Origin of the sequence: Nocardia sienata NBRC 100364 (assembly GCF_001613205.1) — a bacterium.
Lineage (GTDB): Bacteria > Actinomycetota > Actinomycetes > Mycobacteriales > Mycobacteriaceae > Nocardia > Nocardia sienata.
The window spans coordinates 28,802-55,521 of record NZ_BDBX01000005.1 but is presented as its reverse complement, the minus strand read 5'-3'; the positions used below and the strand labels follow the sequence as shown (position 1 = coordinate 55,521).

At 68.9% G+C, this 26,720-nt stretch carries 27 protein-coding genes and 1 riboswitch; of the genes, 12 read left to right on the top strand and 15 right to left on the bottom strand.

Going from position 1 to position 26,720, the window contains the following annotated elements; translation table 11 throughout:
- The first annotated feature begins 65 nt into the window (after positions 1 to 65).
- The 6 genes from NS4_RS05940 to NS4_RS05915 all read left to right on the top strand — a co-directional run bounded on the left by NS4_RS05940 (position 66) and on the right by NS4_RS05915 (position 4,299).
- Positions 66 to 698: a TetR/AcrR family transcriptional regulator gene (locus tag NS4_RS05940; RefSeq protein WP_063058492.1), complete on the top strand. Its 633-nt coding sequence runs from the start codon at positions 66 to 68 to the stop codon at positions 696 to 698.
- A gap of 375 nt (positions 699 to 1,073) precedes the next feature.
- On the top strand, positions 1,074 to 1,409 hold the full coding sequence (locus NS4_RS05935) for an ArsR/SmtB family transcription factor (protein ID WP_063058491.1): 336 nt from the start codon (positions 1,074 to 1,076) through the stop codon (positions 1,407 to 1,409).
- Positions 1,409 to 1,792, top strand: coding sequence for a hypothetical protein (locus NS4_RS05930; RefSeq protein WP_063058490.1), 384 nt, complete (start codon positions 1,409 to 1,411; stop codon positions 1,790 to 1,792). Before NS4_RS05935 ends, NS4_RS05930 begins: the two co-directional genes overlap by 1 nt.
- Before the next feature lie 107 nt (positions 1,793 to 1,899).
- Positions 1,900 to 2,676, top strand: coding sequence for a DUF6796 family protein (locus NS4_RS05925; RefSeq protein ID WP_063058489.1), 777 nt, complete (start codon positions 1,900 to 1,902; stop codon positions 2,674 to 2,676).
- Between the two features lie 231 nt (positions 2,677 to 2,907).
- Positions 2,908 to 3,273, top strand: coding sequence for a hypothetical protein (locus NS4_RS05920; RefSeq protein WP_063058488.1), 366 nt, complete (start codon positions 2,908 to 2,910; stop codon positions 3,271 to 3,273).
- A gap of 114 nt (positions 3,274 to 3,387) precedes the next feature.
- Positions 3,388 to 4,299: a D-alanyl-D-alanine carboxypeptidase family protein gene (locus NS4_RS05915; RefSeq protein ID WP_063058487.1), complete on the top strand. Its 912-nt coding sequence runs from the start codon at positions 3,388 to 3,390 to the stop codon at positions 4,297 to 4,299.
- Positions 4,300 to 4,439: 140 nt separating this feature from the next.
- Here NS4_RS05915 and NS4_RS05910 read toward each other — a convergent pair whose 3' ends face one another.
- Complete coding sequence (locus NS4_RS05910) at positions 4,440 to 4,898, bottom strand: SRPBCC family protein (RefSeq protein WP_063058486.1); 459 nt, start codon at positions 4,896 to 4,898, stop codon at positions 4,440 to 4,442.
- Positions 4,899 to 5,062: 164 nt separating this feature from the next.
- Between NS4_RS05910 and NS4_RS05905 the strand changes: the two genes are divergently transcribed.
- The gene (locus NS4_RS05905) at positions 5,063 to 6,166 is read left to right on the top strand and encodes a spore photoproduct lyase family protein (RefSeq protein WP_063058485.1); all 1,104 of its coding nucleotides are present in this window, start codon (positions 5,063 to 5,065) and stop codon (positions 6,164 to 6,166) included.
- A 230-nt stretch (positions 6,167 to 6,396) separates the two neighbouring features.
- On the opposite strand, the gene NS4_RS05900 is transcribed toward NS4_RS05905, so the two are convergent.
- The 9 genes from NS4_RS05900 to pcaH all read right to left on the bottom strand — a co-directional run bounded on the left by NS4_RS05900 (position 6,397) and on the right by pcaH (position 15,246).
- Positions 6,397 to 6,843 carry a 6,7-dimethyl-8-ribityllumazine synthase gene (locus NS4_RS05900; RefSeq protein WP_063058484.1) on the bottom strand — a complete coding sequence of 149 codons (447 nt, stop codon included), beginning with the start codon at positions 6,841 to 6,843 and terminating at the stop codon, positions 6,397 to 6,399.
- Between the two features lie 77 nt (positions 6,844 to 6,920).
- Positions 6,921 to 7,086, bottom strand: a riboswitch (FMN riboswitch).
- A 68-nt stretch (positions 7,087 to 7,154) separates the two neighbouring features.
- The gene (locus NS4_RS05895; protein ID WP_063058483.1) at positions 7,155 to 7,901 is read right to left on the bottom strand and encodes a histidine phosphatase family protein; all 747 of its coding nucleotides are present in this window, start codon (positions 7,899 to 7,901) and stop codon (positions 7,155 to 7,157) included.
- Between the two features lie 156 nt (positions 7,902 to 8,057).
- Complete coding sequence (gene ligD / locus NS4_RS05890; RefSeq protein ID WP_439955760.1) at positions 8,058 to 9,083, bottom strand: non-homologous end-joining DNA ligase; 1,026 nt, start codon at positions 9,081 to 9,083, stop codon at positions 8,058 to 8,060.
- A 177-nt stretch (positions 9,084 to 9,260) separates the two neighbouring features.
- A complete protein-coding gene (locus tag NS4_RS05885; RefSeq protein ID WP_063058482.1) occupies positions 9,261 to 10,472 on the bottom strand; it encodes an acetyl-CoA C-acetyltransferase in 1,212 nt (403 codons plus the stop codon).
- 18 nt (positions 10,473 to 10,490) lie between these two features.
- Positions 10,491 to 11,270 (bottom strand): IclR family transcriptional regulator, encoded by a 780-nt coding sequence (locus NS4_RS05880; protein ID WP_063058481.1) that lies wholly within the window; start codon positions 11,268 to 11,270, stop codon positions 10,491 to 10,493.
- Complete coding sequence (gene pcaDC / locus NS4_RS05875; protein ID WP_063058480.1) at positions 11,267 to 12,472, bottom strand: bifunctional 3-oxoadipate enol-lactonase/4-carboxymuconolactone decarboxylase PcaDC; 1,206 nt, start codon at positions 12,470 to 12,472, stop codon at positions 11,267 to 11,269. Before pcaDC ends, NS4_RS05880 begins: the two co-directional genes overlap by 4 nt.
- A gap of 69 nt (positions 12,473 to 12,541) precedes the next feature.
- A complete protein-coding gene (locus tag NS4_RS05870; RefSeq protein ID WP_157105924.1) occupies positions 12,542 to 13,900 on the bottom strand; it encodes a lyase family protein in 1,359 nt (452 codons plus the stop codon).
- 4 nt (positions 13,901 to 13,904) lie between these two features.
- Complete coding sequence (gene pcaG / locus NS4_RS05865) at positions 13,905 to 14,531, bottom strand: protocatechuate 3,4-dioxygenase subunit alpha (RefSeq protein WP_063058478.1); 627 nt, start codon at positions 14,529 to 14,531, stop codon at positions 13,905 to 13,907.
- Positions 14,524 to 15,246 carry a protocatechuate 3,4-dioxygenase subunit beta gene (gene pcaH / locus NS4_RS05860; RefSeq protein WP_063058477.1) on the bottom strand — a complete coding sequence of 241 codons (723 nt, stop codon included), beginning with the start codon at positions 15,244 to 15,246 and terminating at the stop codon, positions 14,524 to 14,526. Before pcaH ends, pcaG begins: the two co-directional genes overlap by 8 nt.
- Before the next feature lie 150 nt (positions 15,247 to 15,396).
- Here pcaH and NS4_RS05855 point away from each other — a divergent pair, with 150 nt between their 5' ends.
- Positions 15,397 to 16,143: a CoA transferase subunit A gene (locus NS4_RS05855; RefSeq protein ID WP_063034781.1), complete on the top strand. Its 747-nt coding sequence runs from the start codon at positions 15,397 to 15,399 to the stop codon at positions 16,141 to 16,143.
- Positions 16,140 to 16,796 carry a CoA transferase subunit B gene (locus NS4_RS05850; protein ID WP_063058476.1) on the top strand — a complete coding sequence of 219 codons (657 nt, stop codon included), beginning with the start codon at positions 16,140 to 16,142 and terminating at the stop codon, positions 16,794 to 16,796. Before NS4_RS05855 ends, NS4_RS05850 begins: the two co-directional genes overlap by 4 nt.
- A gap of 25 nt (positions 16,797 to 16,821) precedes the next feature.
- On the opposite strand, the gene NS4_RS05845 is transcribed toward NS4_RS05850, so the two are convergent.
- On the bottom strand, positions 16,822 to 17,730 hold the full coding sequence (locus tag NS4_RS05845) for a LysR family transcriptional regulator (protein ID WP_063058475.1): 909 nt from the start codon (positions 17,728 to 17,730) through the stop codon (positions 16,822 to 16,824).
- A gap of 124 nt (positions 17,731 to 17,854) precedes the next feature.
- Here NS4_RS05845 and NS4_RS05840 point away from each other — a divergent pair, with 124 nt between their 5' ends.
- From NS4_RS05840 to NS4_RS05830, 3 genes are all read left to right on the top strand, one after another.
- Positions 17,855 to 19,090 (top strand): MFS transporter, encoded by a 1,236-nt coding sequence (locus NS4_RS05840; protein WP_063058474.1) that lies wholly within the window; start codon positions 17,855 to 17,857, stop codon positions 19,088 to 19,090.
- A complete protein-coding gene (locus NS4_RS05835) occupies positions 19,087 to 20,268 on the top strand; it encodes a 4-hydroxybenzoate 3-monooxygenase (protein WP_063058473.1) in 1,182 nt (393 codons plus the stop codon). Before NS4_RS05840 ends, NS4_RS05835 begins: the two co-directional genes overlap by 4 nt.
- A 221-nt stretch (positions 20,269 to 20,489) precedes the next feature.
- Complete coding sequence (locus tag NS4_RS05830; RefSeq protein WP_063058472.1) at positions 20,490 to 21,956, top strand: aldehyde dehydrogenase family protein; 1,467 nt, start codon at positions 20,490 to 20,492, stop codon at positions 21,954 to 21,956.
- A 22-nt stretch (positions 21,957 to 21,978) separates the two neighbouring features.
- Here the strand turns inward: NS4_RS05830 and NS4_RS05825 are convergent, their stop codons facing one another.
- From NS4_RS05825 to NS4_RS05810, 4 genes are read right to left on the bottom strand one after another with little or no spacing between them, the layout of a single operon-like run.
- Positions 21,979 to 23,424 carry an ABC transporter ATP-binding protein gene (locus NS4_RS05825; RefSeq protein WP_063058471.1) on the bottom strand — a complete coding sequence of 482 codons (1,446 nt, stop codon included), beginning with the start codon at positions 23,422 to 23,424 and terminating at the stop codon, positions 21,979 to 21,981.
- A complete protein-coding gene (locus NS4_RS05820) occupies positions 23,421 to 24,224 on the bottom strand; it encodes an ABC transporter permease (protein ID WP_169811728.1) in 804 nt (267 codons plus the stop codon). Before NS4_RS05820 ends, NS4_RS05825 begins: the two co-directional genes overlap by 4 nt.
- On the bottom strand, positions 24,221 to 25,150 hold the full coding sequence (locus NS4_RS05815; RefSeq protein ID WP_063058469.1) for an ABC transporter permease: 930 nt from the start codon (positions 25,148 to 25,150) through the stop codon (positions 24,221 to 24,223). Before NS4_RS05815 ends, NS4_RS05820 begins: the two co-directional genes overlap by 4 nt.
- On the bottom strand, positions 25,147 to 26,682 hold the full coding sequence (locus tag NS4_RS05810; RefSeq protein ID WP_063058468.1) for an ABC transporter substrate-binding protein: 1,536 nt from the start codon (positions 26,680 to 26,682) through the stop codon (positions 25,147 to 25,149). Before NS4_RS05810 ends, NS4_RS05815 begins: the two co-directional genes overlap by 4 nt.
- Positions 26,683 to 26,720 lie beyond the last annotated feature (38 nt).

The window sequence follows — 26,720 nt, the reverse complement described above, 5'->3', positions numbered from 1 at the left end:
TATAGGTACGTTGTACGTGAACAAGCTCAGTTAAACACGTACCTTGTACTTAAACAAGGAGGAGTATGCCCGCCCCCCGAAAATTCACGCGCGAGCAGCTACAGATCGCCGCACTGGCCTTGGTCGACAGCCAAGGCCTGGTCGGCTTGACTATGCGCAGTCTCGCGTCGGCGCTGGGCACCGGTCCGATGACGATCTACAACTACGTCGATGGACGTGAGGGCCTGGAGCAGCTCGTCACCGAGGCCGTGATGGCCGAAGCTCGCTGGGACTGCGTGCCGTCCCTCGACTGGGATGACGAGGTGCTCACCGTCGCCGAGGGAATGTGGCAAGCCGTGCGCGCACATCCCCACGCGATCCCACTGATTCTCACCCGGCGCAGCCTCGATCTGGCGACACTCCGGCCGACCGAAGCCCTATTGCAGGCGCTCGCGCGTAGCGGTAGGTCAGGAGCTGAATTGCTGGTGGCGTTCCGCGCAGTGTCCGGCTTCATCACCGGGTACGCGCAAGCCGAACTCGTCGGTCCCCTATCTGTGGCCCGCGATGAGGACCTCATGACAATCACCGACCGGATCGCGGCCTTGCCGTCCGAGCGGTTCCCCAAGCTCATCGAGATCGCGCACGCCGCCGTATCGAGCGACCCGGCAGCCGAATTCCGGGCCGGGGTACGCATAATCCTGGCAGGACTCATGGCGTAGATGTCGCGCCCGCCAAGGTCGCGGCGTCAGGATCCTGCCCGACGGGAATGTCGGTGAATCCGGTCTCCCTACCGCTGGGTACGTGGTCAGAATTCTTCCTGAGAGTGGTCGAGTGATCCGCTGGGTCTTGACGCGGGCCGGCGATTCCGGGAGGCCGCGGGCGGGGTCGGCGCGAGTGGGCGTGCGTTACGGCAGGCTGCTGTGGACCGGTTGGCCAGGCTCGATCGTGGGGGTTCTGTGGCGGTGGGTCGAGCGCGGCAACTGCCACCGACCCGCTCGACAGCCCTGGTTTGGCTTGCCCCCCACCTCGGGACCGCCCACCCGGTCATAATACATTGTTTTGTGAATCCATTTTCAGATGTACTATCCGGGTTCATGGGGACCCGGACCTTGCTGCATACCGACGCGCTCTCCCGTTTCGGGCACGCGCTATCGGACCCGACCCGCACGCGGATCTTGTTGAGCCTTCGGCAGGCCCCGGGCTACCCGTCGGAGCTGGCCGAGCAGATCGGGGTAACCCGCCAGATCCTGTCCAACCACCTCGCCTGCCTACGCGGCTGCGGGCTCGTGGTCGCGGCACCCGAAGGCCGGCGGGTCCGTTACGAACTCGCCGACGCTCGGATCGCCGCCGCGCTCGGTGATCTGCTGGGACTGGTGCTGGCGGTGGATCCGGCCTGCTGCCCGACCGCCGAGACCGAGGGCTGCTGCTGATGGCCTCCCTCGATATGCCCGCCCTGCCGTCCGCGGTGAACCCCGGGCCCGTTCCGGACCGGAAGGCGGTGTCGGCGCGGCGGATTCGCTGGTTCGCCGCCGAGACCATCACCTACAACGTCATCGAGGCGATCATCGCGCTGACCGAAGGCGCCCGGGGTAAGAGAAGGCCGCAACGCCTGCAAAGGCGACGCCTGCTGTCCCGCACCGACCATCATGACCGCCGCGGGCACCGGCCCGTCCCGCGACTGCTGCGTCCACCTCACCGGAAAGGAACACTGATGTCCCGGCTTCCCGAATCCGCCCGCGCCCGCGTCGGACCGCGGCAACCGATGCCGACACCGCCGGACCCCGCCGCGTTACCGGACCCGACCGCCGCCTGACCCATCGAAGGATTGGGCGGTAGTCGGACCGAGAGATCAACCCACAGATACAGGACGCCGGAGGGCAGGCGCCCACCGGCAAACCAGGGACAAGGAGTGAAACGGGCATGAAAAGACGCACTATCGTGCGCGGGACCGGTATCGCAGGAATCGCGGCCGCCGCCGCATACGCCGTCAGCGACGTCCTGCTGCTCGGCCGCCGCACGGATCCCGAACAACACCCCGCGCTGCGCGGTCTGGAACAGGTCGACAAACCCCTGATGCCGCTGCTGTCGATGGTGCCGGCCCCCACTCGCCAACTCGCCGCAGGTGCGCTGCTCGGGGTTTACGCCACACCGCTCTACCTCGCCGCCGCATGGCACATCCACCAGGGCCTGGCCCCGGCCGGCCCCCGCCGCGCAGTACCGCCTGCCCTGCTGCTGGCCGGTGGACTGGCCTTGACCTCGTTCGCCCACGGCTCGTTCTTCCACATAGGACGGGCCTACCAAGACCTCGAAGCCCTCGACGGCGATCCTGAGGTCCGGCAACGACTGCTCGCCACAGCCGAGGCATTCGAACAGGCCACCGTCAGCGCTTACATCCCACTCGGCGCGGCAACCGCGGCGGCGTCCGTGCTCATACTCGACACCATCCGACGTGGCGATACCGCCTATCCACGCTGGTCGGCGCCCCTCATCGCGCCGCTGATCCCGATCACCGCAGCTACGGCCCTCACCACGACCAAAATCCTGCCCGGGCGAGCTCGTTACGCGCTGCAAGGCGCGGGAGTCAACCTCGGAACCCTGGTCAGCCTCACCGCCAGCACCCTTCTCCTCTGGCGCAACCGCAAAGCAGGAACCGCCCGACCAAGCGGTGACGCGCCGAAAGCTCTGGCCGGCTCATAGGCTGGTGCGGACGCTCGCCGCCGCGCGAGCACCTCGCGAAACCATGCGCGATGGGTTCGGATCCCGGTGCGGCCGGGCCAGGCGATCTGTGCCACGTATGGCGACCGCTGTCCGAAAGCCGGCGCTGACGCCAGGGGGTGGCCGGGATATGCTGCCCTGCACGCGAGTTCACCATCCCGGTGCGACGAGCGGCACTGTCATGCGATCAACCGAGAGGATGTGGCCGGTAGCGTGAGTAGCTATCTGGTTGTCCAGCTGTACTGCACACCCGCGCAAGCCGACTCCGTGTGCTCGGCCGCGGCCGGTGAACTTGCGAAGTTCCCCGAATTCGCCGAGGCGAGAACAGAACTGGCGCCGAAGGCCGGTGGCGAACACCGGATGCATCTGGCCTGGGCCGAGGAGCACCCCGGCCAGGATCCGGGCGAACGCACCTACTTCTCTCTCGAGATGACCTCCCCGGTCGATGCGCCGGAGCCCGTATTGCGGAAAGTGGAGGACCAGATCCTCGAGTGGATCGACACTACCTTCAACGACGAGGCGAACGATATCGCCGAGGTCCAGTGGGCGAGCTTCGCGGAGATCAGACAGAACGCCTGACGGCTCCACGCGCCGCCGCGACGGGTGGCTGCCGGCTCCGGTCGGCCGGATGAGCGACCGCGACGCCGGCCGTAAATCCCGCTGTTCGACGAGGTCGGCCGCCACAATGTGGCGATGCGAACCTATGTCCGTGTACTGACGGCGGCCATCGCCGGAATACTCGTCGTCTTCGCGCCCACCGCTGCGGCGGCCCCGGTTCCCGGTGGCTCGGCTCAGCTCCCGTTTCCACTGACAACGCAACCGGAGGGCGTGCGGGCGCCCGCCGCGGCGCTGGCGGAGGCCGGTACCGGATTGATCGTGTGGTCGCGGCAGCCGGATACCCGCGTCCCGATCGCCAGTATCACCAAGGTGATGACGGCGGTGGTCGTGCTCGAATCCGGGGACCTCGAGCGTCCGGTCACAGTGCCGCGAGCGGCCGTCGACTATGCGGCCGCCTACGGCGGAAGTACCGCCGGTCTGGTTCCCGGAGAGGTGCTCACCGCGCGGGAGTTGCTGTACGCGATGATGCTGCCCTCGGGCTGCGACGCAGCCTATGCCTTGGCCGAGGCATTCGGGCCGGGTCAGGACGCTTTCATCGCCCGCATGAACGCCACCGCGCAACGGCTGGGGATGCCGAACACGCATTTCAGCGATCCCAGCGGTCTGCCCGCCCCCGACGATTTCGCCACGTACTCCACCCCGGCGGAGTTGGTGCGGCTCGGTCGGCATGCGATGGCCGATCCGGTCTTCCGGGAGATCGTCGGATCGCGGGTCCACCACCTGCCCGCCGGTCCCGCCAACCGCGGACACGTCTGGGAGACCACCAACGGACTGCTCCGTGATTATCCGGGTACCACCGGAATCAAAACCGGGTCCACGAACGCTGCCGGGACCTGCTTGTTGTTCGAAGCCTCCCGGGGTGCGCAGCGGCTGATCGGTGTGGTGCTGAACAGCTCACCCGACGACCTGGCCGCCGCGGCGGCCGACGCAGCGCGCATCATGGACTGGGGTTTCGTCCCGATCCTCAGTGGGCTGCCGGTCGGCTGACCGGGCGGCTTTCCGCGCGCCGGTTCCGGAGAAGCAGGGCACTCTGCGAACATCGCACAGCAGAGTGACCGGTGCGAGGCGGACGCCGAACCATCCGGTGCCCCGCCCCGCCCGGAGCCGGCTGTGCCGGTGGACCGGCTTCAGCTCTGTGGTGTCCCGCTGTTGCGGGCCTCGACTGCCTCGACCGTCTTGTGGAACGCCTTACGCAGGACGCCTCGGCCGACAGATCCCACCACTGCCCCGAGCACCCGGCCCGTCGCATTCTTGCCCTCGCGGACCACGACGACATCCACGTCGGTCTTTCCGTCGGGGCGGGGTGTGAACTGGTAGGTGTGGCCGGAACGACCACCCCACAGATTGGAGTCGGTGGTCGTCATGACGACCCGGTGCGGGTTCGACCAGTCGTAGTGCAGGCGTTCCCAGATTCCGCGCGACCCCTCCGTGACGTCGGCTTCGGTGGGGCCGCGGGTGTGCACCTCGAGGTATTTGTCCGCGCTGTTCCCGAACAGTTCCTCCCGGCCGGGCCCGAAGTCGGTGAGCGCGGCGACGAACTGTTCGGGCGTCGCGTCGGTCGTTTCCGTGAAGTGGACAGTGGCCATGGGTGCTCCTGTGCTCGCGGTGGCATCGTCTCGGTGACCAGGAACTACGCGTGTCCTTCCAGGATAGGAAGCGAGCGGGGTGCGGGGGAGTGCCGGCGGTGTCTCCGGACACACGGGCGCGGTATGCGCGCCGGAATGTCAGGGGTGGGGAGTAGGCAGGGGCCATGACTGCTTCCACCGCGGCACCGGGTCCGGTCCGGCCCACACCGGGACCACGCCTGCTGGACATCCGTCGCCTGTGGGCCGAACCGGACGCGCTGGCGAGCCCGCGCGGGCAGCAGGTGCGTGCCCGCTTCCCCGACGCCGAGATAATCCCCGTCGCGTCCCACTGGAAGATCGACCGGTTGCACGGCAACGCGGGCAATATCGACCGCTGGATCCGGGTCAAGACCGAGGACCTGGTGCTCGGGGTCAAGAAGTCACTGACGGCCCGGGAGAACGGGCGCTCGGCCGACTGGATCGCCCCTTCGACCGCCAACGGTTGCGCGATGGCGTGCGCCTACTGCTATGTTCCCCGCCGCAAGGGCTACGCCAACCCGATCACGGTGTTCACCAATATCGACAAGATCGTCGGTTACCTCGGCCGGCATGTGCGCAGGCAGGGGCCCAAGACCGTGCCGAACCAGTGCGATCCGCACGCGTGGGTCTACGACCTGGGAGAGAACAGCGACTGCTCGATCGACGCACTGGTCAGCGACAATGTCGCCGATCTGATCACGGCGTTCCGCGCCTGGCCCACCGCGAAGGCCTCGTTCGCCACCAAATACGTCAACCGTGATCTGCTCGATCTGGACCCGCGTGGCCGGACCCGGATCCGGTTCTCGGTCATGCCCGAGGCCGACTCCCGGCTACTCGACCTGCGTACCACGCCGATCCGGCAGCGCATCGCCGCGATCGACGACTTCGTGGCAGCGGGCTATGAGGTCCACGTCAATTTCTCCCCGGTCGTCGTCCGCCCCGGCTGGGAGCGGGACTGGGCGGAACTGCTGGAGCAGCTCTCGGACGGGACCGGCGCCGCCTTCAAGGCCCAGGCGGCCGCGGAGATCATCATGCTCACCCACAACGAACAGTTGCATGAGGTCAACCTCGGCTGGCACCCGAAGGCCGAGGACCTGCTGTGGCAGCCGGCGACCCAGCAGGCCAAGCGCTCCGGTTCGGGTATGTGGAACGTCCGCTACCGCAACAATGTCAAAGCCGCCGGGGTCGATACCCTCACCCGCCTCATCGCCGAGCGGACCCCCTGGCTGACGGTGCGTTACGCATTCTGAGGCGCCCGCCACCCGGCTTCGGGGCCGCGCTCGCAGGGGTCAGCGAGCGCGGGCGACGAGCACATCGACTCGGCGATCGGGTAATGCCCGGGCCTCGTCCCAGTCCAGGTGTTGTGTCCGGACGTGAGCGTCGGGAAGGCGGCGGCGCAGGTGGTGGTTCGCAGCTCTGAGATACGCCGATCCGTGACCGGAACGCCGCCGGGGGCCGGGCCACCCGGCGGCGTTCGGGGTCAGACAGGGATCGGGGCCGCGCTCACCGTGGCCGCGATAGCGGCGGCCAGTTCCGCGCCCTTGAGCTCGAAGTGGCGGGTGAAGTACTCCAGATGCTCGGCGTGTTCGTGGAAGTGATGCGGGGTCAGGACCGCCGAGAAGACCGGTACATCGGTGTCGAGCTGTATCCGCATCAGCGCGTCCACCACGGTCGCCGCCACGAAGTCGTGGCGGTAGATACCGCCGTCCACCACCAGGGCACAGCCGGCGATACCCGTGTATCGGCCGGTCGTGGCCAATTGTTTTACACGTAGGGGGATTTCGAAGGCGCCGGGGACTTCGAACACATCGATATCGACGAAGCCGCGCTCGGTGAGCCCGGTGCGGCAGGCCGTGACGGCCCGGTCGACGATATCGGCGTGCCACCGGGCGGCGACGAGTGCGATGCGGTTCGGTGTGGGTGACATTCTGTTCCTCCTGCTCGCTGTGTCACCCAGGGCATGACGACGCGAACAGGGGCCACCCGCGAGCGGGCACTCCGGTGCCGCGTTCTCTTTCATCCGGACTGTGACCGTCGGCTCCGGGCTCACACCGGAATCTGCTCGACCCACGGCGTCCGAGGACACCGTGGCGCTCGCGGGCTCGTGCACCGGCTCCGACCGGATGCCATGACCGCCGGTGGGGAATTCCACCCCGCCCTGAGAACGTGTACGAGACGGACAGTAACAATGCCGCGCCCCCGGGACAACCCGAGGCCGTCCGCTCGACCCCCGCGTGGTCATGGTGGTGGGAGATGCTCGCGGCGGTCGTAGCACAGCAGGCGATAGTCGCCGGCCTCCCACGCCCACGCGGTGACCGAGGCATTACCGGCCAGCCCCTGGGCGGCGACGGCGAGTGTCCCGGTGTCGTCGAGGTGCTCGAGCAACCGGCGCAGCAGCAGGATGACCGCGTCGTGCGCGACGATCAGTACCCGCCGGTGCCGGGTATCGGCGGCGATACGGTCGAGCACCCCCGTCATCCGAGCGGCGACATCGTGGAAGGATTCGCCGCCGGGCGGCCGGTAGCCGAGCGGGTCGGCCTGTTCGGCCGCGTATTGCTCGGGGTATCGCTCCCGGACCTCCGAGACGGGAATATGTGCCAATGTGCCGCGGAACCTGTCGTACAGGCGTGGGTCGGTCACCCGGCAGGGCAGTGCGACGCCTGCCGCCCGGAGTTCGGCTTCCGCGAGTTGCCAGGTCTGTACCGCCCGCCGATACGGTGAGCACAGGACAATATCCGGGAATTGCTCGGGCGGTAGCGCGGCAGCCCACCGTCCGAGCGCGGCTGCCTGGCGTTTCCCGAGGTCGGTCAGTTCGATGACCATATCGTCGGCTTCGGCAGGGGTCGCGGGCCGGACACCGGCATTGATGGTGCTCTGGCCGTGCCGGACCGCGTAGAGCAGCCGCGGGCCCGTGTTGTCGTCGTGCGTGCAGGAATTTTCGGGCGCGCCGGGAACCTCGGGGTCGGCGGGCGGCTGCGTACTCATACCCAGAGGATGTACCGGGAGACACCGCGGGTGCCACCGTGCCTGCGTTGCAATGCGGATGGCGGCGATAGAGCGGCCGCTGCCTCCCCCGGGTACGGGCGCAATCACCTGCCACACCATGGGCAAGGCTCCGATATTCGTACGGCAGGCGAGTCACTATAAAGGCACTTGCACTTCGTCGGGGGTCTTGTCGTTGCGTAGCCCCCGCCAGCTCGGATGCCGCAGACCTTCCCCGGTGTACTCGCGGTATTCGATATCGCCGACGAGCACCGGATCCACCCAGTGCGGGGTCCCGGGCCGGCCGAATCGTCCGGGAGTCAGTGGGAACAACGCGTCGGGACGGGCGATCTCATCGAGGCGGGCCCGCAGCGCCCGGCGCGCGGCCGTCGTGAATCCGGTACCCACATTGCCGATGTGCACCAACCGCCCGTCGGCGTCGTGGGCGGCGAGGATCAGCGAACCGAATGTCGCGCCCGCCGAGCCCGTGCCGGCAGTCCAGCCGGCCACGACGGCCTCGGTGGTCTTGCGGATCGGGGTCTTGATCCAGGACCGCGAGCGACGGCCGGGATGGTAGGTCGAGTCGAGGCGTTTGGAGACGATCCCTTCCAGCCCGTTGTCCCGCGCCACGGTGAGCAACCGGTCGGCCGGTACGTCCACCCAGTACGGCGGGGTCTGCAACGGAGCGGTGTCCAGTGTGAGCGCCTGGAGGCGTTCGCGACGGTCGAGGTAGGTCAGGCCGGTCACGTCCGCACCGGCGTCGGTGAGGATGTCGAAGGCGAACAACTGCACCGGCACCGCACTGATCAGCGCCCGGCCCGGCCGCGCCACGTGCATACGGCGCTGCAGCAACCGGAACGACGGCACGCCGGCGGGGGTCTGGGCGATGATCTCACCGTCGAGCACCAGGTCCCGGCCACCGAGGTGATCGGCCAGGGCGGTGACCAGGTCGGGATAGGAGCCGGTGATCTCGCGGAGGTTGCGGCTGTAGAGGCGGTAGTCGGTCCCCGAGCAGATCACGATGGCGCGGACCCCGTCCCATTTCATCTCCACCGCCCAGTCCGGGTCGTCCGGCGGGCGGCCCGAGGTGGCGAGCATCGGCGCCGGGACCGCCGCCCGGCCCGCGGGGCTCAGCGGCCGGTGCTCCGGCAGGCGACCACGGCCGCGGGCGCGCTCGGGCGCCACCGGAATGCCGCGGCCCGATCCCGGCCGCGTTCTATTTCGCCCGCCATGCCTGCCTCCCGCTCGAGTGAAGCCGGATAAAGCCTGGTCGGGCGCAGAATACGGTGTGTTCACGCGGCGGCCGGGCAGACACGCGGGACTGCGGTCGGCGATCCCTTCGGTGCTACCTGTCCGGTTCTCCTAGGCGATTCGTTCGAAGACGGCCGCCAGTCCCTGCCCACCGCCGATACACATGGTTTCCAGACCGTAGCGGGCCTCGCGGCGGTCCAGTTCGCGCAGCAGGGTGGCGAGGATGCGGGCTCCGGTGGCGCCCACCGGGTGGCCCAGTGAGATACCCGAACCGTTGGGGTTGAGGCGTTCGTCGTCGGGCTCGATCTTCCAGTTGCGCAGGACCGCGAGGGTCTGCGCGGCGAAGGCCTCGTTGAGCTCGATGACCGACATATCGTCGAGCGTGAGATCCAATCGGGCCAATGCCTTTTCGGTCGCGGGAACCGGGCCGATGCCCATGGTGCGGGGCGGTACTCCGGCGACGGCCCAGGAGGCGAGGCGAGCGAGCGGCCGCAGGCCCAGGGCACGGGCGCGGGCCGTGGTGGTGACGATACAGAGCGCGGCGCCGTCGTTCTGTCCACTGGCGTTACCGGCGGTCACCGTGGCGTCGGGATCGACACCACCGCGGATCGGACGCAGTCTCGCCAGGGCTTCCACGGTGGTGTCGGCGCGTGGGTGTTCGTCGGTGTCGACCAGGATCGGATCCGATTTGCGCTGCGGCACCGCCACCCCGACGATCTCGTCGGCGAAGCGGCCGGCCCGCTGGGCGGCTACGGCCCGCTGGTGCGACTGCGCCGCGAGTGCGTCCTGTTCGGCGCGGCCGATGGAGTATTCGGCGCGCAGGTTCTCCGCGGTTTCGATCATGCCGCCCGGAACCGGAAAATTGCTGCCTCCCGCGCTCACCCGCGCCCGGGCCAGCCGGTCGTTCAAGGCGAGACCGTCGCCCTTGACGCCCCAGCGCATATCGGTGGCGTAGAACTCCGCCCGGCTCATGGATTCTGTACCGCCGGCCAGCACCAGGTCGCTGCCGCCGGTGGCGACCTGCATACACGCCTGCAGGACGGCCTGCAGTCCAGAGCCGCAGCGCCGATCGACCTGTAGGCCGGGCACCTCGACCCCCAGCCCCGCGTCCAGCGCCGCGACCCGGCCGATTGCCGGTGCCTCGCCGTTGGGGGAGGCCTGGCCGAGGACGACGTCGTCGATCTGGTCCGCGGACAGACCCGTGCGGTCGAGGAGTTCGGTGATCAAGGTGGCGGCCAGGGTCTCCGGGGCGACATCTTTGAACACCCCGCCGAACCGGCCCACCGGGGTGCGTAAGGGTTCGCAGATGACGGCGTCGATCATGGTATTCCTTCGTCGTATTCAGGCGCGGTTCTGGACCTGCGCGAGATCGGTAGTGATGGCCGCGGCCGTGGCCAGCAGCGGGGGCAGCAGGTCGGCCCGGACGCTCTCGGCGGTGTAGCGGGCGGCGTGGGTGGAGATGTTCACCGCGGCGCACACCGTGCCGGTGTGGTCGCGGATGGGGGCCGCCATCGAGCGCAACCCCTGCTCGAGTTCCTGGTCGACCAGGCAGTAGCCGGATTCCCTGGTGCGGCGCACCTGTTCGCGCAGCTCGTCGGCGGTGAGAACGGTGCGGTCGGTGAGCGGGGTGAGGGTCACCTTCGCGAGGTACTCCTCGAATGCCGCCTCGGAGAGCCCGGCCAGCAGTACCCGGCCCATCGAGGTGCTGTAGGCGGGGAAGCGGGTACCGATGGTGATCGAGACGGTCATGATGCGGCTCACCGGTACGCGGGCCACGTAGACGATGTCCTCTCCGTCGAGAATGGAGACCGAGGTCGACTCGTGCACCTGGTTGGCCAGGCTCTCGAGATGAGGCCCGGCGACCTCGGGCAGGCTCAGACTCGACAGATAGCTGTAGCCGAGTTCCAGTACGCGGGGGGTGAGCCAGAACAGCGAGCCGTCGGTGCGTACGTATCCCAGTTCCACCAGGGTCAGCAGGAAGCGGCGCGCGGTCGCCCGGGTCAGGTCGGTGGCCTTGGCGACCTCGCTGAGGGTGCGCCGGGGATGGTGGGCGTCGAAGGATCGGATCACGGCGAGGCCGCGGCCCAGCGATTGCACGTAGTCCGGTGAGGGTTCGGTCATGGTCGATGTATTTCCTCGTCGGCGGGTCCGGCCGCGGTGTCGTCGGCCGGGCGGGACCCGACACCGTCGGCCAGTGCCGCCTTGCCGAGTCCGAAGGCGAGGTTACTGTTCGGCACACCCGCGTAGACCGCGGTGTGCAGGAACACCTCGGCGAGCTCGGCCGGCTCGAGTCCGGCCCGCAGGGCCGCGCGGATGTGCATATCGAGCTCGTGGGTGTTGCCCACGGCGGTGAGCACGGCGAGGGTGAGCAGCCGCCGGGTGTGCTGATCCAGGCCGGGCCGGCTCCAGACATCGCCCCAGGCGGTGCGGGTGATGAAATCCTGGAAGGGCTCGGTGAATTCGGTGGTCCCGGCCACGGCGCGGTCGACATGGGCGTCCCCGAGCACCGCACGCCGCATCCGCATCCCCTGCTCGAATGCCGTGGCGCGTTCGCGCCGCCCGGCGATATGCGTGGTGATCAGCGCCGACACCTGCCCGGCCTGTTCGACATTGGCCAGGTGCGCGGCGGGATCGAGCACGTGCAGTACGGAATTCGCGATCCCCTCGGCGAGGTGGCGCATATCGCCGGGTGTGGTGGCCGGGTCCTGGGCACCGGCGATCACCAGGGTGGGTGCGGTGATCCGGGCGAGATCGGGGCGTCCGTCCCAGTGCGCGAGGGCGACACAGCAGGCGGCATAGCCCTCGTCCGGCGTGGCGGCGACCATGGCCCGGCTGCGGGCGACGAGTTCGGGGTCACGGGCGGCCAGGCCGGTGGTGAACCAGCGGCCCACTACGGCCTCGGCGAGAGATCCGGTGCCCTCGGCGCGTACCGCGGCGGCCCGGTCCAGCCACGTCTGCGGGGTACCGAATTTCGCTGCGGTGCAGAGCAGGGTCAGAGTGTGGACCCGGGTGGGATGGTAGGCGGCGATCCGCTGGGCGACGGCACCGCCGAGCGACAACCCGACCAGGTGCACCGCGTCGCGGCCCAGCCGGTCCAGCAGCGCCAGTACGTCCCCGGCGAGCTCGGCGATGGTGTAATCGCCTGCCGGAGAAGGTGATTCGCCGTGTCCGCGCAGCTCGACGGCGAGTACCTCGTGGCCGGCGGCCAGCGCGACGATCTGCGGGTCCCACATCGACCGGTCCGAACCGAGCGAGCCCAGCAGAACGACGGTCGGCGCGTCACCGGTTGGGCCGAAAGCCCGGTAGGAAAGTTCGACGCCCATGGTTGGATCCGCTGCGGTCGACGCCATATCACCTGTTCCGTTCTGTTTGTTCTTCGTCGCGTATCCGGGTCACGGTGGCCCGGCGGCCTCGGGGGCTGCCGGGCTGCCGAGCTGGTCACCGCGTTCGTCGAGCACCCGCGTGACGAAATCTGCCGCGTGGCCCAGATATCCGGCGGGGTTCAGCAGTTCCCGAACCCGTTCCGCGCCCAGGTATTCGACTATCGCGGGGTCGTTGTGCAACGCCGGCGGGTCGGCAGTGGCCGCGGCGGTGACGATCTCGCGCGCCCGCTCGGTGTGTTCGGACAGTGCCGCGGTCACCCGCTCGGCCAGCAGCAACCCGCCGGTGACCGCGAGATTGCGCGACATCGCCGCGGGATCGACTCGCAGCCCGGCCAGGCTCTGGGCCAGCCGGTGGGCGGCGCCGCCGGTCAGGCGGAGCAGGTCGGTGACGGTTTCCCATTCGGCGTGCCAGGCTCCGGCGGCCCGCTGCATTTCGTGGTCCATCGCGCCGAGCGCGGTCGCGACCAGCCCGGGGACGCGCCGGGCCGCGGCGCGCGCGGTGATCGCGGCCACCGAGTTCCGCTTATGGGGCATCGCCGACGAACCGCCGGGCGAATCCTCGCTCACCTCGCCGATTTCGGTCGCGGACAGCGTCACGATATCGGTGGCGATCTTGCTCACCGCACCGGCGGCCACGCCCAGGGCGGTGGCGAGTTCGGCGAGGGGTGTGCGGTCGGTGTGCCATGGCACCCGCTGCGGCGCCAGCCCCAATTCCGCCGCGAGCGCGGCGGCGACCGCCGGACCGTGCGGGTACAGCGCGGCGAGGGTTCCCGCGGCACCGCCGAACTGGACCGGCAGGTCGGCCAGCGCGGCGGTGACCGAGCCCGCCGCCCGGTCGAGTGCGACGCACCAGCCGGCCGCCAGCGCACCGAAGGTGGTGGGTAGCGCTTGCTGACCGAGAGTGCGCGCGGCCATCGGAGTGTCCCGGTGGTCGCGCGCCAGGGTCGCGGCGGAGTCCGCCGCGCCGCGCAGGTCGTCCACGATCAGCGTCCCGGCCCGCTGGGCCAGCAGCAACAGGGCGTTGTCGAGGATGTCCTGGCTGGTGGCGCCCTTGTGGACGGCCGCCGGTGGCACGTTCGCCGCCGCGCAGGCCCGGCGCAGTTCACCGACGAGCGGAATGACCGGGTTACCGCCGGCCACCGCGGCACCGCCGAGCTGCTCCGGGCCCAGTCGTCCGGCCAACTCCGGTCCGGCCGCGTCGATGGCGTTCGCGTATTCCTCGTCGAGCACCCCGGTGGCGGCCTGGGCGCGGGCCAGCGCGCACTCGACCTGGATCAGTGCGGTGATCCAGGCGCGGTCGGACAGGGTGGCGCCGAGCTCGGCCGCCCCGAAAAGCGGATCGAACAGCTCTCCACGCGGCACTCGGATCCTCCTAGAAGTGGAAGAACGGCGTCTCGGCACCGTCCGGATCGGCGTCCTGTACGACGATGTCGAGGTGGTAACCCTCGGCGGTGGCTCGGGCGATCAGCTTGTTCCGCTGGGTCGCCGGCAGCGCGGCCAGGACGGGATCGGCGGCGTTGGCGGACTCTTCGTCGGCGAAGTAGAGCCGGGTGACCAGCCGGTTGAGCATGCCGCGCGCGAAAATCGACACGTTCAGATGCGGCGCTTCGATTTCCCCGTCGCCGCCGGTGAGGGCTCCGGGTTTCACCGTGGTGAACCGGACTGTACCGGTCGCGTCGGCGGGGCAGCGGCCGAAACCGCGGAAAGCGGGGTCGGTCTGCGGGCGCGCGTCGTCCGGATGCTCGAATACGCCGTCGCGATTGGCCTGCCAGACCTCCACGAGCGCGTCCGCGACCGGGGTCCGGGCCCCGTCGCTCACCGTCACTGTGACGGTGATGGCGCCGTCCGTGCCGGGGGCGACCACGTCGGGACCGTCCGGCCACGGGAGTCCGATATGGAGGAAGGGGCCCACGGTCTGTGACGGGGTGGGGCCGAACTCCACCGTGGTGACATCGCCGGTGGTCACCGGATAGCGGGGGGCGAAATCGGTGTCATTCATCGTGGTCGTCGTCCTCCTCGAACGGGGTCGCGTCGCGGCCGCGCAGCACGATGTCGAACCGGTAGCCCACCGCCCAGTTGTCGGTGGTGGCCTCGTAGTCGAATGCGCTCACCATGCGCTGGCGGGCGCCGTCGGGGACCGAGTTGTAGATCGGGTCCTGGAAGAACATCGGGTCGTCCGGAAAATACATCTGGGTCACCAGGCGCTGGGTGAAGGCACGCCCGAACAGCGAGAAATGGATATGGGCGGGGCGCCACGCATTGTGGTGGTTGCGCCACGGATAGATGCCCGGCTTGATCGTGGTGAACGAGTAGTGTCCGTCGCTGTCGGTGAGTACCCGGCCGACGCCGTCGAAATGCGGGTCCAGCGGGGCCGGCCACTGGTCGCCCTGGTGCCGGTAGCGGCCGGCCGCATTGGCCTGCCAGACCTCGACCAGTGTGTTCGGTACCGGTTTGCGGTCGCTGTCGAGGACCCGCCCGTGGACGACGATGCGCTGCCCGATCGCCTCGCCGCCGCGGGCGAGCGTCAGGTCGGCGTCCGCCTCGGTGATCCGGCCTTCGCCGAGCACCGGACCGGTGAGCTCGCCGAGTCGCTGGGGGAGCAGGATCAGCGGCTGTTTCGGGTGGCGGAGGGCGGTGGTGCGGTAATCGGCGAAGTCGAGCGGTGCTTCCTCGTCCTTGTCGATACCGCGGTACCGCGGGGGCAGTTGGAGCATGCGCGCGACCTCGCGTTCGGGATGTGGACATTGCTACGGGATGCGAACAGCATAGAACCCGGCTCGGGCCGGATCAATGACCGTGTGCGAGGTTCACTATACGCACATGAGTTCACATTCCGCACAATTCTGGCTACTGTGGAGCGCGTGATGGACAAAGTCATTGCCACAGCCGCCGAAGCGGTCGCCGATATCCCCGACGGCTCTTCCCTGGCTGTCGGCGGATTCGGGCTGGTCGGGATCCCGGAAATACTGATCAACGCGCTGCTCGACCAGGGCGCCACCGATCTGGAGGTCGTCAGCAACAACTGCGGCACCAACGGCTTCGGTCTCGGCGTGCTGCTCGCGGCCCACCGCATTCGCCGCACCATCAGCTCCTACGTCGGCGCCAACGAAGAATTCGCCCGCCAGTACCTGTCCGGCGAACTCGAGGTCGAGCTGACCCCGCAGGGCACCCTCGCCGAGCGGATGCGGGCCGGAGGCGCAGGTATTCCGGCCTTCTTCACCCCGGCCGGTGTCGGCACCCAGGTCGCCGAGGGTGGCCTGCCGCTGCGCTACGACGGCGCGGGTGGCATCGCGGTGGCCTCCCCGCCGAAGGAGACCCGGGTATTCGACGGGGTCACCTATGTGCTCGAGCGGGGGATCGTCACCGACTACGCGCTGGTCCACGCCTGGAAGGGCGACCGCCACGGCAACCTCGTCTATCGCGCCAGCGCCCGCAACTTCAACCCGCCCGCGGCCGCGGCGGGCCGGATCACCATCGCTCAGGTCGAGCACCTGGTCGAACCCGGCGAACTGGACCCCGATCAGGTGCACACCCCGGGGATCCAGGTCCAGCGGGTCGTACCCGTCGGCAAGGTCGAAGTAGGAATCGAGAACAGGACGGTGCGCGCATGACGCTGACCCGCGAACAGATGGCGGCCCGGGTCGCCGCCGAACTCGAAGACGGCCAGTACGTCAACCTCGGCATCGGCATGCCGACGCTGGTGCCCAACTATCTGCCCGGCGATATCACCGTCGTGCTGCATTCGGAGAACGGTGTCCTCGGGGTGGGCCCGTATCCGACCGAGGACGAACTGGATCCCGAACTGATCAATGCCGGCAAGGAAACCATCACCGTGCTGCCCGGCGCCTCGTTCTTCGATTCCGCGCAGTCTTTCGGCATGATCCGTGGCGGTCAGGTCGACGTGGCGGTGCTGGGGGCCATGCAGGTCAGCGCCCGCGGCGATCTGGCCAACTGGATGATTCCGGGCAAGATGGTCAAGGGGATGGGCGGCGCCATGGATCTGGTGCACGGCGCCCGGCGGGTGATCGTGATGATGGACCATGTCTCGCGGTCGGGGGAGCCCAAGATCGTCGAAGAGTGCACCCTGCCGCTGACCGGGCTGGGCTGTGTGGACCGGATCGTCACCGATATGGCCGTGCTCGACGTGACCGAGCGTGGGCTGGTGCTGGTGGAAACCGCGCCCGGGGTCACTGTCGCCGAGGTCCGGGCGGCCACGGGGGCGGCCGTCGAGGTCGACGACGCACTGGTCGAACGGGTCGGCTGAGGGCGATGCCGTGATTTCGGCCTGCTCACAGGGCCGGCAGCTTGTCCATGGCCGTCCGGATCACCTCCAGGAAGAAGCGCTGAGCAGTGCTGCGTCCGGGCGCGTGCCGCGTGTAGGCCGCCACCTCGACCGGTTCGATGGACCAGGGCAGCGCGAAGATCCGCACCGAATGGGTCCGGGCCAGCGCGCGGGCGACCCGCTCCGGGACGATCGCGACGAGTTCGCTGTCCTGCACCACGTACGGAAGTGTCGCGAACCGGGTGACCCGGACCGCGATGCGGCTCTCCAGTCGATGTTCGACCAGTGCCCGGCGCGGACCCAGATGACCGCTACCGCCGTCCACCACCACATGCCGCTCCCGCTCGAGGTCGGCGTGTGTCGGTGTGCCGGTGTGCAGCCGGGGATGATCGGCGGCGACCATACCCGCGTATCCCTCGGTGAACAGCGGTGTCCGCCGCAGCCGGGGCGAATCGAGGACCGGGCTGGCCACGATGGCGTCCATCTCGCCGCGGGCCAGCCGATCGGTCGCGGTGTCCATCTCGAACGCCTGGACCCGCAGGCCGGCCCGCGGGGCCTGGGCCGCCAGCTCGGCCAATACCAGCGGCAGCACCGTCACCTCACCCAGATCCGAGAGTCCGAGGGTGAAGCGGGTGGGCCGTCCGGGGTCGAAGTCCGTGGTCGCGCCCAGTGTTTCGGTGACCTCCGCCAGTGCGGCGCGCAATGGGGGGTAGAGCCGTTCGGATTCCGAGGTGGGGATAAGACCGCCGGGCCCGCGGACGAACAGTTCGTCGTCGAGCCGCCTACGCAATTTGCCCAGGCCGTAACTGACGGTCGGCTGGGTCACGCCCAGCAGATCTGCCGCGGCCGTGACGCTGCGTGTCTCGTAGAGCAGGACGAATGTCCGGACCAGGTTGAGGTCCACCTCGGATGTCATAGATCTCCTCTATTCCACTTCAGAAAATCATCTATTGGATTTCTGAGGAACCGGAGCTTAGCGTGAGTGCCGTCACAGACCGGGTCGCGTCGTCCGACCCGAAGATCAGAAGAGAACTCCCATCATGAACAAACTGCTGTCGTGGCCGGCCGCGCTGTGCTGGCTCACCGTGCTCCTCGACGGGTACGACCTCGTCGTCCTCGGGGCGGTCATCCCGACCCTGATCGACGAGAACCACGTCGGGTTCACCGCCTCCGGTGCGACTTTCGCCGCGACCATCTCTCTGGTCGGCGTCGCCATCGGCGCCGCCGGAGTGGGCCCGCTCGCCGACCGCTACGGCCGCCGCTCGGTTCTGCTGGCCTCGATCGCCCTGTTCTCGGTGTTCACCATCGCCGTGCCGTGGGCCGGATCGGTGGCCGTGTTCGGCGCCTTCCGGTTGCTCGCGGGGCTCGGGCTCGGCGCCTGTATGCCGACCGCGCTCACCTTCATGGCCGAGCATATGCCCGCCTCGCGCCGGGCGTTCGCCAGCACCTTCACCATGACCGGCTACCACTTCGGCGCGGTTTTGGCCTCGCTGTTCGCGCTCTGGCTCGTGCCGAACTGGGAGATCCTGTTCTATGCCGGAGGTATCGCCGGATTCCTGCTGTTGCCGCTCATGTGGTGGAAGCTGCCCGAATCCGATGCCTATCTGGCGGCCCAGAGCAAGACCGAACGCGTCGGCCCCACCGTGGTCCTGCAGCCGAAGTACCTGCGCACCACCCTCGGCGTGTGGGTCGGCTCGTTCATGGGACTGCTGCTGGTCTACGGGCTCAACACCTGGCTGCCGAAACTGATGCGCGACGCCGGGTACAACATGTCCACCTCGCTGACCCTGCTGCTGGTCCTGAACATCGGCGCCATCATCGGCCTGATCGTCGCGGGAACCCTGGCCGACCGGCGCGGCACCAAACCGACCATCCTGGTCTGGTTCGGCGCGGCCGCGGTGCTGCTCGCCCTGCTGAGCATCAAGGTGCCCAACACGTTCCTGCTCAATGCCCTGGTATTGGTGACCGGCATCTTCGTCTTCTCGGCCCAGGTGCTCGTCTACGCCTATGTCACCCAGGCCTACCCGGCCGAGGTCCGCGCCACCGCGCTCGGTCTCGCCTCCGCGGTCGGCCGCCTCGGCGCCATCTTCGGGCCGAGTATCACCGGTGCGCTCATCGTGGCCGGTTCCGCCCATCCGTGGGGTTTCTACTTCTTCGCGGTGGTCGCCGCGATCGGATTGCTCGCACTGGCGACAGTCCCGCGCCTGGCCGCCCGGTACTCCGAACCCACGGCACCCACCACCGGACCCGGCGATACGAAGGAGTACGCACTGTGACCACCACTCGGACCCAGGTAGCGATTGTCGGGGCGGGCCCGGCCGGGCTGCTGCTCTCCCATCTGCTGCACCGATCCGGAATCGACTCGGTGGTGATCGATATCCGCAGCCGGCACGATATCGCCACCACGATCCGCGCCGGAATCCTCGAAGCGGGATCGGTGCGCACGCTGGTCGACACCGGGGTGTCGGATCGGGTGATCACCGACGGCGACCGGCACGACGGTGTGGTGTTCCGGTTCGGCGGCGAGAACCACCGTATCGATTTCCAGGAACTGGTCGGCGAATCCGTCTGGCTGTACCCGCAGAACGATGTCTTCGCCGACCTGGCGGCCCGCCGGGAGACCGACGGGGGCGATGTGCGCTACGGCGTCTCCGATACCGCGGTCGACACCTCCGGTGCCCGGCCCGTGGTGTCCTTCATCGATTCCGACGGTCGCCCCGGCCGGATCGAGGCGGAACTGGTGGTCGGATCCGACGGCTCCCGGTCCATCTGCCGCAAGGCCTTCCCGGTCGGAACCCGGGCTGAATGGTTCCGCGAATACCCGTTCGCCTGGTTCGGGTTCCTCGCCGAGGCGCCGCCCTCGCATCCGGAACTGATCTACGCGCAGTCCGAGCACGGCTTCGCGCTGGTGAGCCAGCGCACGCCCACGATGCAGCGGATGTATTTCCAGTGCGCACCCGGCGAACGACCCGAGGACTGGGACGACGACCGCATCTGGGCGGAGATGCGCCGCCGGGTCAACGGGAACGGTTTCGAGATCCAGGAGGGGCCGATCAGCGCGAAGATGGTGCTGCCGTTCCGCTCCTTCGTCACCGCCCCGATGCGCTACGGCCGGTTACTGCTCGCCGGTGATGCCGCGCACACCGTACCGCCGACCGGTGCCAAAGGGCTCAACCTGGCGCTCGCCGATGTCCGTGTGCTGCACGAGGCGATCACCGATTTCCTGGCCGGCGCCGGGGACGAGGCCCTCGACCGCTATACCGAACGGGCTCTGGACCGGGTATGGAAGGCTCAGCACTTCTCCTATTGGATGACCACCATGCTCCACTCCGTGGAGGGGGCCTCCCCGTTCGATATCGCACGGCAGCGCGGCGAGCTTGCGCTGGTCACCGGTTCCCGCCACGGCGCCGCCTACCTGGCGGAGGCCTATACCGGATGGCAGCAGGCGGCCTGACCGCCTGCGGTCGCCCACCCGGCGGCCGCTGACGGATCGCCGCACGACCGAACGGTCGGGGCCTGCCCCGATTCCGGCTCGGCGGAGTCGCGGACCGGGGCGATGAGGGCCCCGGTCCGCGGCGCCGAAGCCGACATTTTTGGACACAGCCGGCGTGTGCCGCGAGGATGGTCGTCCTCGCGGCTACTGCCTCCGATATACGACACCGCAGGAGTTCCTCCATGACCACCCCCGCCGACTCGTCCGACACCGTCTGGCGCGACGCGCTGTTCGACGGCGCCTTCCGTCCCGCTTCCCGCACCCTGACCGTGGTGTCACCCGCCACCGGCGCGACACTCGACACCGTGGGCGAAGCCGGGAGCGCGGACCTGGAGACCGCGGTGCACTCGGCGACTGCGGCGCAACAGGACTGGGCGGCCCGTACCTACGACGAGCGAGTCGCCGTCCTGTTGCGTGCGGCGCAGTTGCTGGGGGAGAACCCGGACCGGCTGGGTTCCTGGCTGGTCGCCGAAGCCGGCTCGGGGCAGGGCAAGGCGGCCTTCGAGGTCGGTTTGGTGCGGAGCGAACTGCAGGAGTCCGCGGCCCTGGCCGCGCACCCGTACGGGGAGATGCTGCGTTCGGGGAAACCTCGCCTGTCGGTGGCCCGCCGGATTCCGGTGGGGATCGTGGGCGTGATCTCGCCGTTCAACTTCCCGGCCATCCTGTCGATGCGGTCGGTCGCGCCGGCGCTCGCCCTGGGTAACGCGGTGATCCTCAAACCGGATCCGCGTACCCCGATCTCGGGCGGGCTGGCCCTGGCCGAACTGCTGCGGGAGGCGGGGTTGCCCGCGGGGGTGCTGCATGTCCTGCCCGGCGGCGGCGAACTGGGCGCGGCCATGGTCGAACACCCGCGTATTCCATGCCTGTCGTTCACCGGATCCACGGCCGCCGGGCGCAGGATCGCCGCGGCGGCCGGGCCGCTGCTCAAGAAAGTTCACCTCGAGCTGGGCGGTAACAATGCTCTGCTGGTGCTGCCCGATGCGGATGTGCAGGCGGCCGCGTCGGCGGGCGCCTGGGGATCGTTCCTGCACCAGGGGCAGATCTGCATGACCACCGGCCGGCATCTCGTGCACCGGTCCGTCGCCGAGGAGTACGTGGCCGCCCTGGCGGACAAAGCGCGGCACATTCCGGTGGGCGATCCCACCGACCCGGGGAATGCGCTGGGACCGATCATCGATGCCGGCCAGCGCGACCGGGTCCACGGACTGGTCACCGCGGCCGTCGAGGCGGGTGCGACGGTGGCCGCGGGTGGGCAGTTCACCGATCTCTTCTATCGGCCGACCGTTCTCACCGGCCTCACGCCGGACAATCCCGCCTGGACCGAGGAGATCTTCGGTCCCGTGGCGCCGGTCCTGGTCTACGACACGATCGAGGAGGCCGTGGACATCATCAACGCCTCCGAGTACGGCCTGTCCGTGGGCATCCTCACCGGCGATGCCTTCAAGGCCTACGAACTCGCCGACCGGATCGTCTCGGGCGCCGTGCACATCAACGATCAAACCGTGGACGACGAGGCGCCGATCCCGTTCGGCGGCCTGAAGGCCTCCGGAGTGGGCGGCCGGTTCGGCGGGCCGACCGCCAACCTCGATACCTTTACCGAAACCCAATGGATCACTGTGCAGTCCGAGATCCAGCGCTATCCGTTCTGATCCGGGCCGCGCAGGTCACTTGTCAGGCGAGCAGGGCCTTGGTTTCCACCGCGTGCGGGGCGGCGAGTACCTCGGCGGTAGGGCCCTGTTCGACGACGGCGCCGTTGCCGAGGACCACGATCTGCTGGCAGTAGGCGGCGACCACGGCCATATCGTGGCTGATGACGAGTGTTCCGATCCCGCGGGTGTGCCGGGTGCGCTCGATCAGATCCATGATCGACCGGGCGGTCCGGTCGTCGAGCGCGGAGGTTATCTCGTCGCAGATGAGGAGGTCGGGCTCGGCGCCGAGTGCGCGAGCGATGGCCACGCGCTGGCGCTGACCGCCGGAGAGCGCACCGGGGTAACGGTGCAATAGTCCGGGGTCGAGGTCGACGCTGCGCAGCAGGGCGGCCGCGCGTTCGGGAATCTCGGCGCGGGCCGTGTTGCCGCTGAGACGTAGCGGTCGTGACAGGGCTTGCAGCACTGTGTGTTTCGGGTTCAGCGTGGACAGCGGGTGCTGCGGGATCAACTGGACGCGGCGCCGGTCGCGACGGGTTCGGCGGGCCCGGCCGACGGCCAGCGGACGGCCGTCGACCAGCAGGGTGCCGGTGGCCTCGGTGTGTATTCCGGTGAGAACCCGCGCCAGCGTGGTTTTCCCGGCCCCGGACGGGCCGGTCAATGCCACCGACCCTGCCGCCGGGACTGTGACAGCCACGGAGCGGAGCAGGCGCGTGCGCCCGGCCGTCGCGGAGATCGCGGCGGCCTCCAGTGCGGGCGGACCGGAGATCGGCGCCTCCGCGGCGCACGCGGCGAGCCGAGCCAGGGCCGTCCGTGACTCGCCCAGTTCGACGACATCGTCGGCAAGACGGTGCAGTATCTCGGTGTTGTGCCCGGAGACCACCAGCGCGATGTTGTCATCGGTGGCCAGTGAGCGCAGGAGGTCGGCGATCGCATTGCGCAGGTTCGCGTGTAGACCGGCGAGTGGTTCATCGGCGACGATGACGCCCACCTCGCGCACGAGGGCGATAGCGAGCGCCACCCGCCGCTGTTCGCCACCGGACAATTCGCCGGGTCGCCGGCCCAGGAATGATTCGGGCAGGCCCACCCGGGCGAGGGCGGCGCGGAGCATGCTGTCGCTGGGCCGGGACGCGGCTTCTCGGAGCAGGGTGCGCACGCGCAGGGCAGGGTTGAGCGCACCGCCCGGGTCCTGATCCACGAAGGCGATGTTCCGCCGCCGGAAGTGTTGCCGTGCGGCGGGACGCAGGGCGAAGACATCCTGCCCCGCGACGTGCACGGTGCCGCCCGTCCGGGTGGCACCGGGGGCAAGGTGCCCGAGCAGAGCCCGCATCAGCGTGGTCTTGCCGGTACCGGACGGGCCGGTCAACGCGGCCACCTTCCCCGGCGGTACCCGCAGCGATATCGGTGCCAATAGTTGGGCGCCGGACAGTGTGTGGATCGACAGATCGTCGACGACTACGCCGTCGCTCATATCGGTCGCTCTCCGGCAAAGGCCGTCACGGCGCTGTTGACGCTCACGGCCAGCAGGCCGATCGCCAGACTCGGGGCCAGCACCGCCGCCGGATTGAGCAGGATGCCCGGCGCGTTCTCCCGTACCATCACCGCCCAATTGGCCTCACCCAACGAGGCCGGCAACTGCAGAAACGACACCGTACTGACGATGTAGATGCCCTCCACGAACCGCAAACCGAGTTGAGTGAGCAGTGTGTGACGCAGGTTCGGCAGCAATTCGCGCAATACCAGGTAACCCAGTCGTTCGCCGCGCGCTCGGGCGGCCTCGACGAAGCCCGAACGCGCGACACCACTCGCGGCCGCGGCGAATACGCGTGCCGAATAAGGGGTTCCCGCAACGACCGCGACAGTGATGAGGCCGGCGGTACCGGACTCGGGCCAGGACAGCATGAACAGCAGAATCGCCAGCACCGGCGGCAGCAGCATGCACAGATCCGCGGCGCGTTCGATCCACGCGCCGGCGCGCGCGTGCAGCGCGGCCGTCGAACCCAGGACGGCCGCGCAGGTGGTGACCAGCCCGGCGATGACCGCTGCGACAACCAGCAACCCCCAGCCACCGTGCAGCAGCCGGCTCGCGACATCCTGGCCGACCCGGTCACCGCCCAGCCAGGCATGGCCGCTGGGCTCTTCGAACGCGATGCCCACCGGATGGTCGACCGGATGCGGCGCGAGGAAGGGGCCGGCCACCGCGAGCGCGGCGATCAGGACGGCGGGGGATACGGCCGCCGCGGCCCTGCGGCGAGTGAGTACGGGCATCATCGACGGCCCCGGTTCGCCCGGATACGGATGCCGTCGGCCGCCAGCAGTACACACATGATGGTTGTGCCGGTCAGCGCCACGATCGCGGCGACCAGCGCCGTATCGCGGTCGGATACGGAGCCGGCGATCAGCGCACCCACCCCCGGGTAGTTGAATATCGTCTCCACGACGAGGGCGCCGCCGAACAGGGTCCCCACCGAGGTGGCGAAGGACGCCGCGATGGCCGGCAGCGCGAACGGAACCACATGCCGGAGCAGGACCGTCCGCTCCGGCAGTCCGTTCAACAGGGCGTTGACGACGTGGGGAGCCGTCGCCGCGTCGAGCACCGCGCCCCGGACGACACGCGCGTTCCAGGCCGCCTGCGGTATCGCCAGCGCGAGGACCGGCAGCACCAGCATTTCCGGGCCGGCCGGGTAGCCCGATCGATCGGTGAAGGTCACCGAAGGCAGGACACCCAGCCACAACGAGAACACCAGCACGAGAAGGATCGCCACGACGAACTCCGGAATCGCGGTGGCGAAGGCTGTTCCCGGTTGCAGTACCCGCGCGGCGAGACCGGAGGGCCGTGCCGCCCACCACATCCCGCACAGCAGCGAGACCGTCACGGTGACCAGCATGGCGAGCGAGGCAAGCAGTAGTGTCTGGGGAAAGTTCTCGGCGAGCAGCTCGTTCACCGACTGCCCATGGGCGGTGGTACCGAAATCGCCCGTCACGGCACCGGTGAACCAGGACCGGAAACGCTCCGGCAACGGGCGGTCGAGACCCAGTTCGTGTTCTTTGGCGGCGATTCGATCCGCCGGCGCGTCCCGCCCGAGCACGGCGCGGGCGGCATTGCCCGGCAGCAGATCGACCACCAGGAAGACCAGGGCGAGCAGGACGAACAGCAGAGCGAGCCGGCGCGCCACCAGACCGGCGACCTTCCTCAACTCGACAACCACGCTCGTTCGAGCTGTACCCGGCCGTACCCGCCGAGGTCGGGCAGCCCCTGAACCGAGGCCGCGGCGATATCGATTCCGTCGGCCATGCCCCACACGATGTAACCACCACGGTCGTACTGGATCTGCTGGATTTCCCGGCTCGCCTCGATGAATTCGGTACCGGCGGGCGCGGCGAGTGCCCGGGCGTAGGCCTTGTCGAAGGCAGGATCGGCGAAGTGGGTCTCGTTCCACGCGGTCTGCGATGTCATGACCTTGCTGGCGAAGAACACCACCGAGTCGTTGGTGCCCCAGTTGACCGTGTAGAGAGGCGCCTGCAGCCAGGTCCGGTCGTAGAAGTCGTTGGCCTCTTGGACGACGACCTCGATCGTCAGGCCGGCATCTGCGGCCTGGGTGGCGAAGACTCGCGCGGAGTCGACTTCGCCGGCGGCCTCCTGTTTGGTCACCAGCCGATAGGTCTTGGACGTGTCGAACTTCGCCTCCGCCAGCAGTGCCTTCGCCCGGTCGATATGGCGCGTGCGCTGTGGCAGGGAGCGGTCGAGGCTCGGATCCGCGGTACCGAGAACATCGTTGGCGACCGTGCCGTACCCCGACAGGACCTGTGCCACCATCGCGTCGCGATCGACGATGAGACGCAGTGCTTCCCGCACCCGCGGATCGGCGAACGGCCCGTCCGAGGTGCGCATCGCGATCGCCACCGCGACATCGTCGGGCCGCCGGACGACCTTCAGATCACCTCGGCGTTCCGCGGTGCGCCCGGCCACCGCGCCGACACTGGAAGCCAGATCGATCTGACCGGCCATGATCGCGTTCGACATCGACTCCGGGCTCTCGAACAAAGTGACCTCGATCGCGTCGAGCAGGGGCGGGCCGCCGTGCCACGCATCGTTACGCACCAGCCGCGCGTTGCCGCGGTCGAAGGACTCGAGCCGGAACGGACCGCTACCCACCCCCCTGGCGAAATCGGTGGTGCCCTCGGGTACCACGAATGTCATCATCCGCAGCAGCAGCGGCAGCTGACTGTTCGGAGCAGCGCAGGTGAGCTCCACCGCAGCCCGGCCCGCGGGCCGGATGTCGGCCACCGAAGACACCGGAACCTTGGTTTCCCCGGCTATCTCGCGCAACCGGCGAAGCGACCACACCACATCCGCCGAGGTGACCGGCCGTCCGTCATGGAAACTCGCACCTTCGGCGAGAGTGAAAGTCCACTTGCGCTGGTCCGCGTCCGCCTCCCAGCGAGCCGCCAGCCGCGGAGCCACATTGGGGTCGGCGCCGGGCACGGTCAGCGGATCGTAGAGAAGCGACATGATCAGGAAATCGCTGTCGTTGCTCAGCGTGGCGTGGGGGTCGCGCTCGATCTTGGACGACTTACCCAGCGCCCCGACGCGCAGAGCTCCGCCACGTCTGGGCGGACCACCGGCGTCGTGACTCGAACCGGGCGAATTGCTTCCGCACGCGGCGACTGCCAGAATCGCGCTCACACCGAGGCCGGCTCGGAGCAGTCGGCGCCTGTTGATATCCACTACCCGACCTCGTCCGCTTGCTCGATCAGAGGTTAGCC

Bases quoted from the DNA above. Each gene is read 5' to 3' on its own strand.
- NS4_RS05940 (WP_063058492.1), top strand. From the start codon at position 66: ATGCCCGCCCCCCGAAAATTCACGCGCGAGCAGCTACAGATCGCCGCA.
- NS4_RS05935 (WP_063058491.1), top strand. From the start codon at position 1,074: ATGGGGACCCGGACCTTGCTGCATACCGACGCGCTCTCCCGTTTCGGG.
- NS4_RS05930 (WP_063058490.1), top strand. From the start codon at position 1,409: ATGGCCTCCCTCGATATGCCCGCCCTGCCGTCCGCGGTGAACCCCGGG.
- NS4_RS05925 (WP_063058489.1), top strand. From the start codon at position 1,900: ATGAAAAGACGCACTATCGTGCGCGGGACCGGTATCGCAGGAATCGCG.
- NS4_RS05915 (WP_063058487.1), top strand. From the start codon at position 3,388: ATGCGAACCTATGTCCGTGTACTGACGGCGGCCATCGCCGGAATACTC.
- NS4_RS05910 (WP_063058486.1), bottom strand. From the start codon at position 4,898: ATGGCCACTGTCCACTTCACGGAAACGACCGACGCGACGCCCGAACAG.
- NS4_RS05905 (WP_063058485.1), top strand. From the start codon at position 5,063: ATGACTGCTTCCACCGCGGCACCGGGTCCGGTCCGGCCCACACCGGGA.
- NS4_RS05900 (WP_063058484.1), bottom strand. From the start codon at position 6,843: ATGTCACCCACACCGAACCGCATCGCACTCGTCGCCGCCCGGTGGCAC.
- NS4_RS05895 (WP_063058483.1), bottom strand. From the start codon at position 7,901: ATGAGTACGCAGCCGCCCGCCGACCCCGAGGTTCCCGGCGCGCCCGAA.
- NS4_RS05885 (WP_063058482.1), bottom strand. From the start codon at position 10,472: ATGATCGACGCCGTCATCTGCGAACCCTTACGCACCCCGGTGGGCCGG.
- NS4_RS05880 (WP_063058481.1), bottom strand. From the start codon at position 11,270: ATGACCGAACCCTCACCGGACTACGTGCAATCGCTGGGCCGCGGCCTC.
- pcaDC (WP_063058480.1), bottom strand. From the start codon at position 12,472: ATGGGCGTCGAACTTTCCTACCGGGCTTTCGGCCCAACCGGTGACGCG.
- pcaG (WP_063058478.1), bottom strand. From the start codon at position 14,531: ATGAATGACACCGATTTCGCCCCCCGCTATCCGGTGACCACCGGCGAT.
- pcaH (WP_063058477.1), bottom strand. From the start codon at position 15,246: ATGCTCCAACTGCCCCCGCGGTACCGCGGTATCGACAAGGACGAGGAA.
- NS4_RS05855 (WP_063034781.1), top strand. From the start codon at position 15,397: ATGGACAAAGTCATTGCCACAGCCGCCGAAGCGGTCGCCGATATCCCC.
- NS4_RS05850 (WP_063058476.1), top strand. From the start codon at position 16,140: ATGACGCTGACCCGCGAACAGATGGCGGCCCGGGTCGCCGCCGAACTC.
- NS4_RS05845 (WP_063058475.1), bottom strand. From the start codon at position 17,730: ATGACATCCGAGGTGGACCTCAACCTGGTCCGGACATTCGTCCTGCTC.
- NS4_RS05840 (WP_063058474.1), top strand. From the start codon at position 17,855: ATGAACAAACTGCTGTCGTGGCCGGCCGCGCTGTGCTGGCTCACCGTG.
- NS4_RS05830 (WP_063058472.1), top strand. From the start codon at position 20,490: ATGACCACCCCCGCCGACTCGTCCGACACCGTCTGGCGCGACGCGCTG.
- NS4_RS05825 (WP_063058471.1), bottom strand. From the start codon at position 23,424: ATGAGCGACGGCGTAGTCGTCGACGATCTGTCGATCCACACACTGTCC.
- NS4_RS05820 (WP_169811728.1), bottom strand. From the start codon at position 24,224: ATGATGCCCGTACTCACTCGCCGCAGGGCCGCGGCGGCCGTATCCCCC.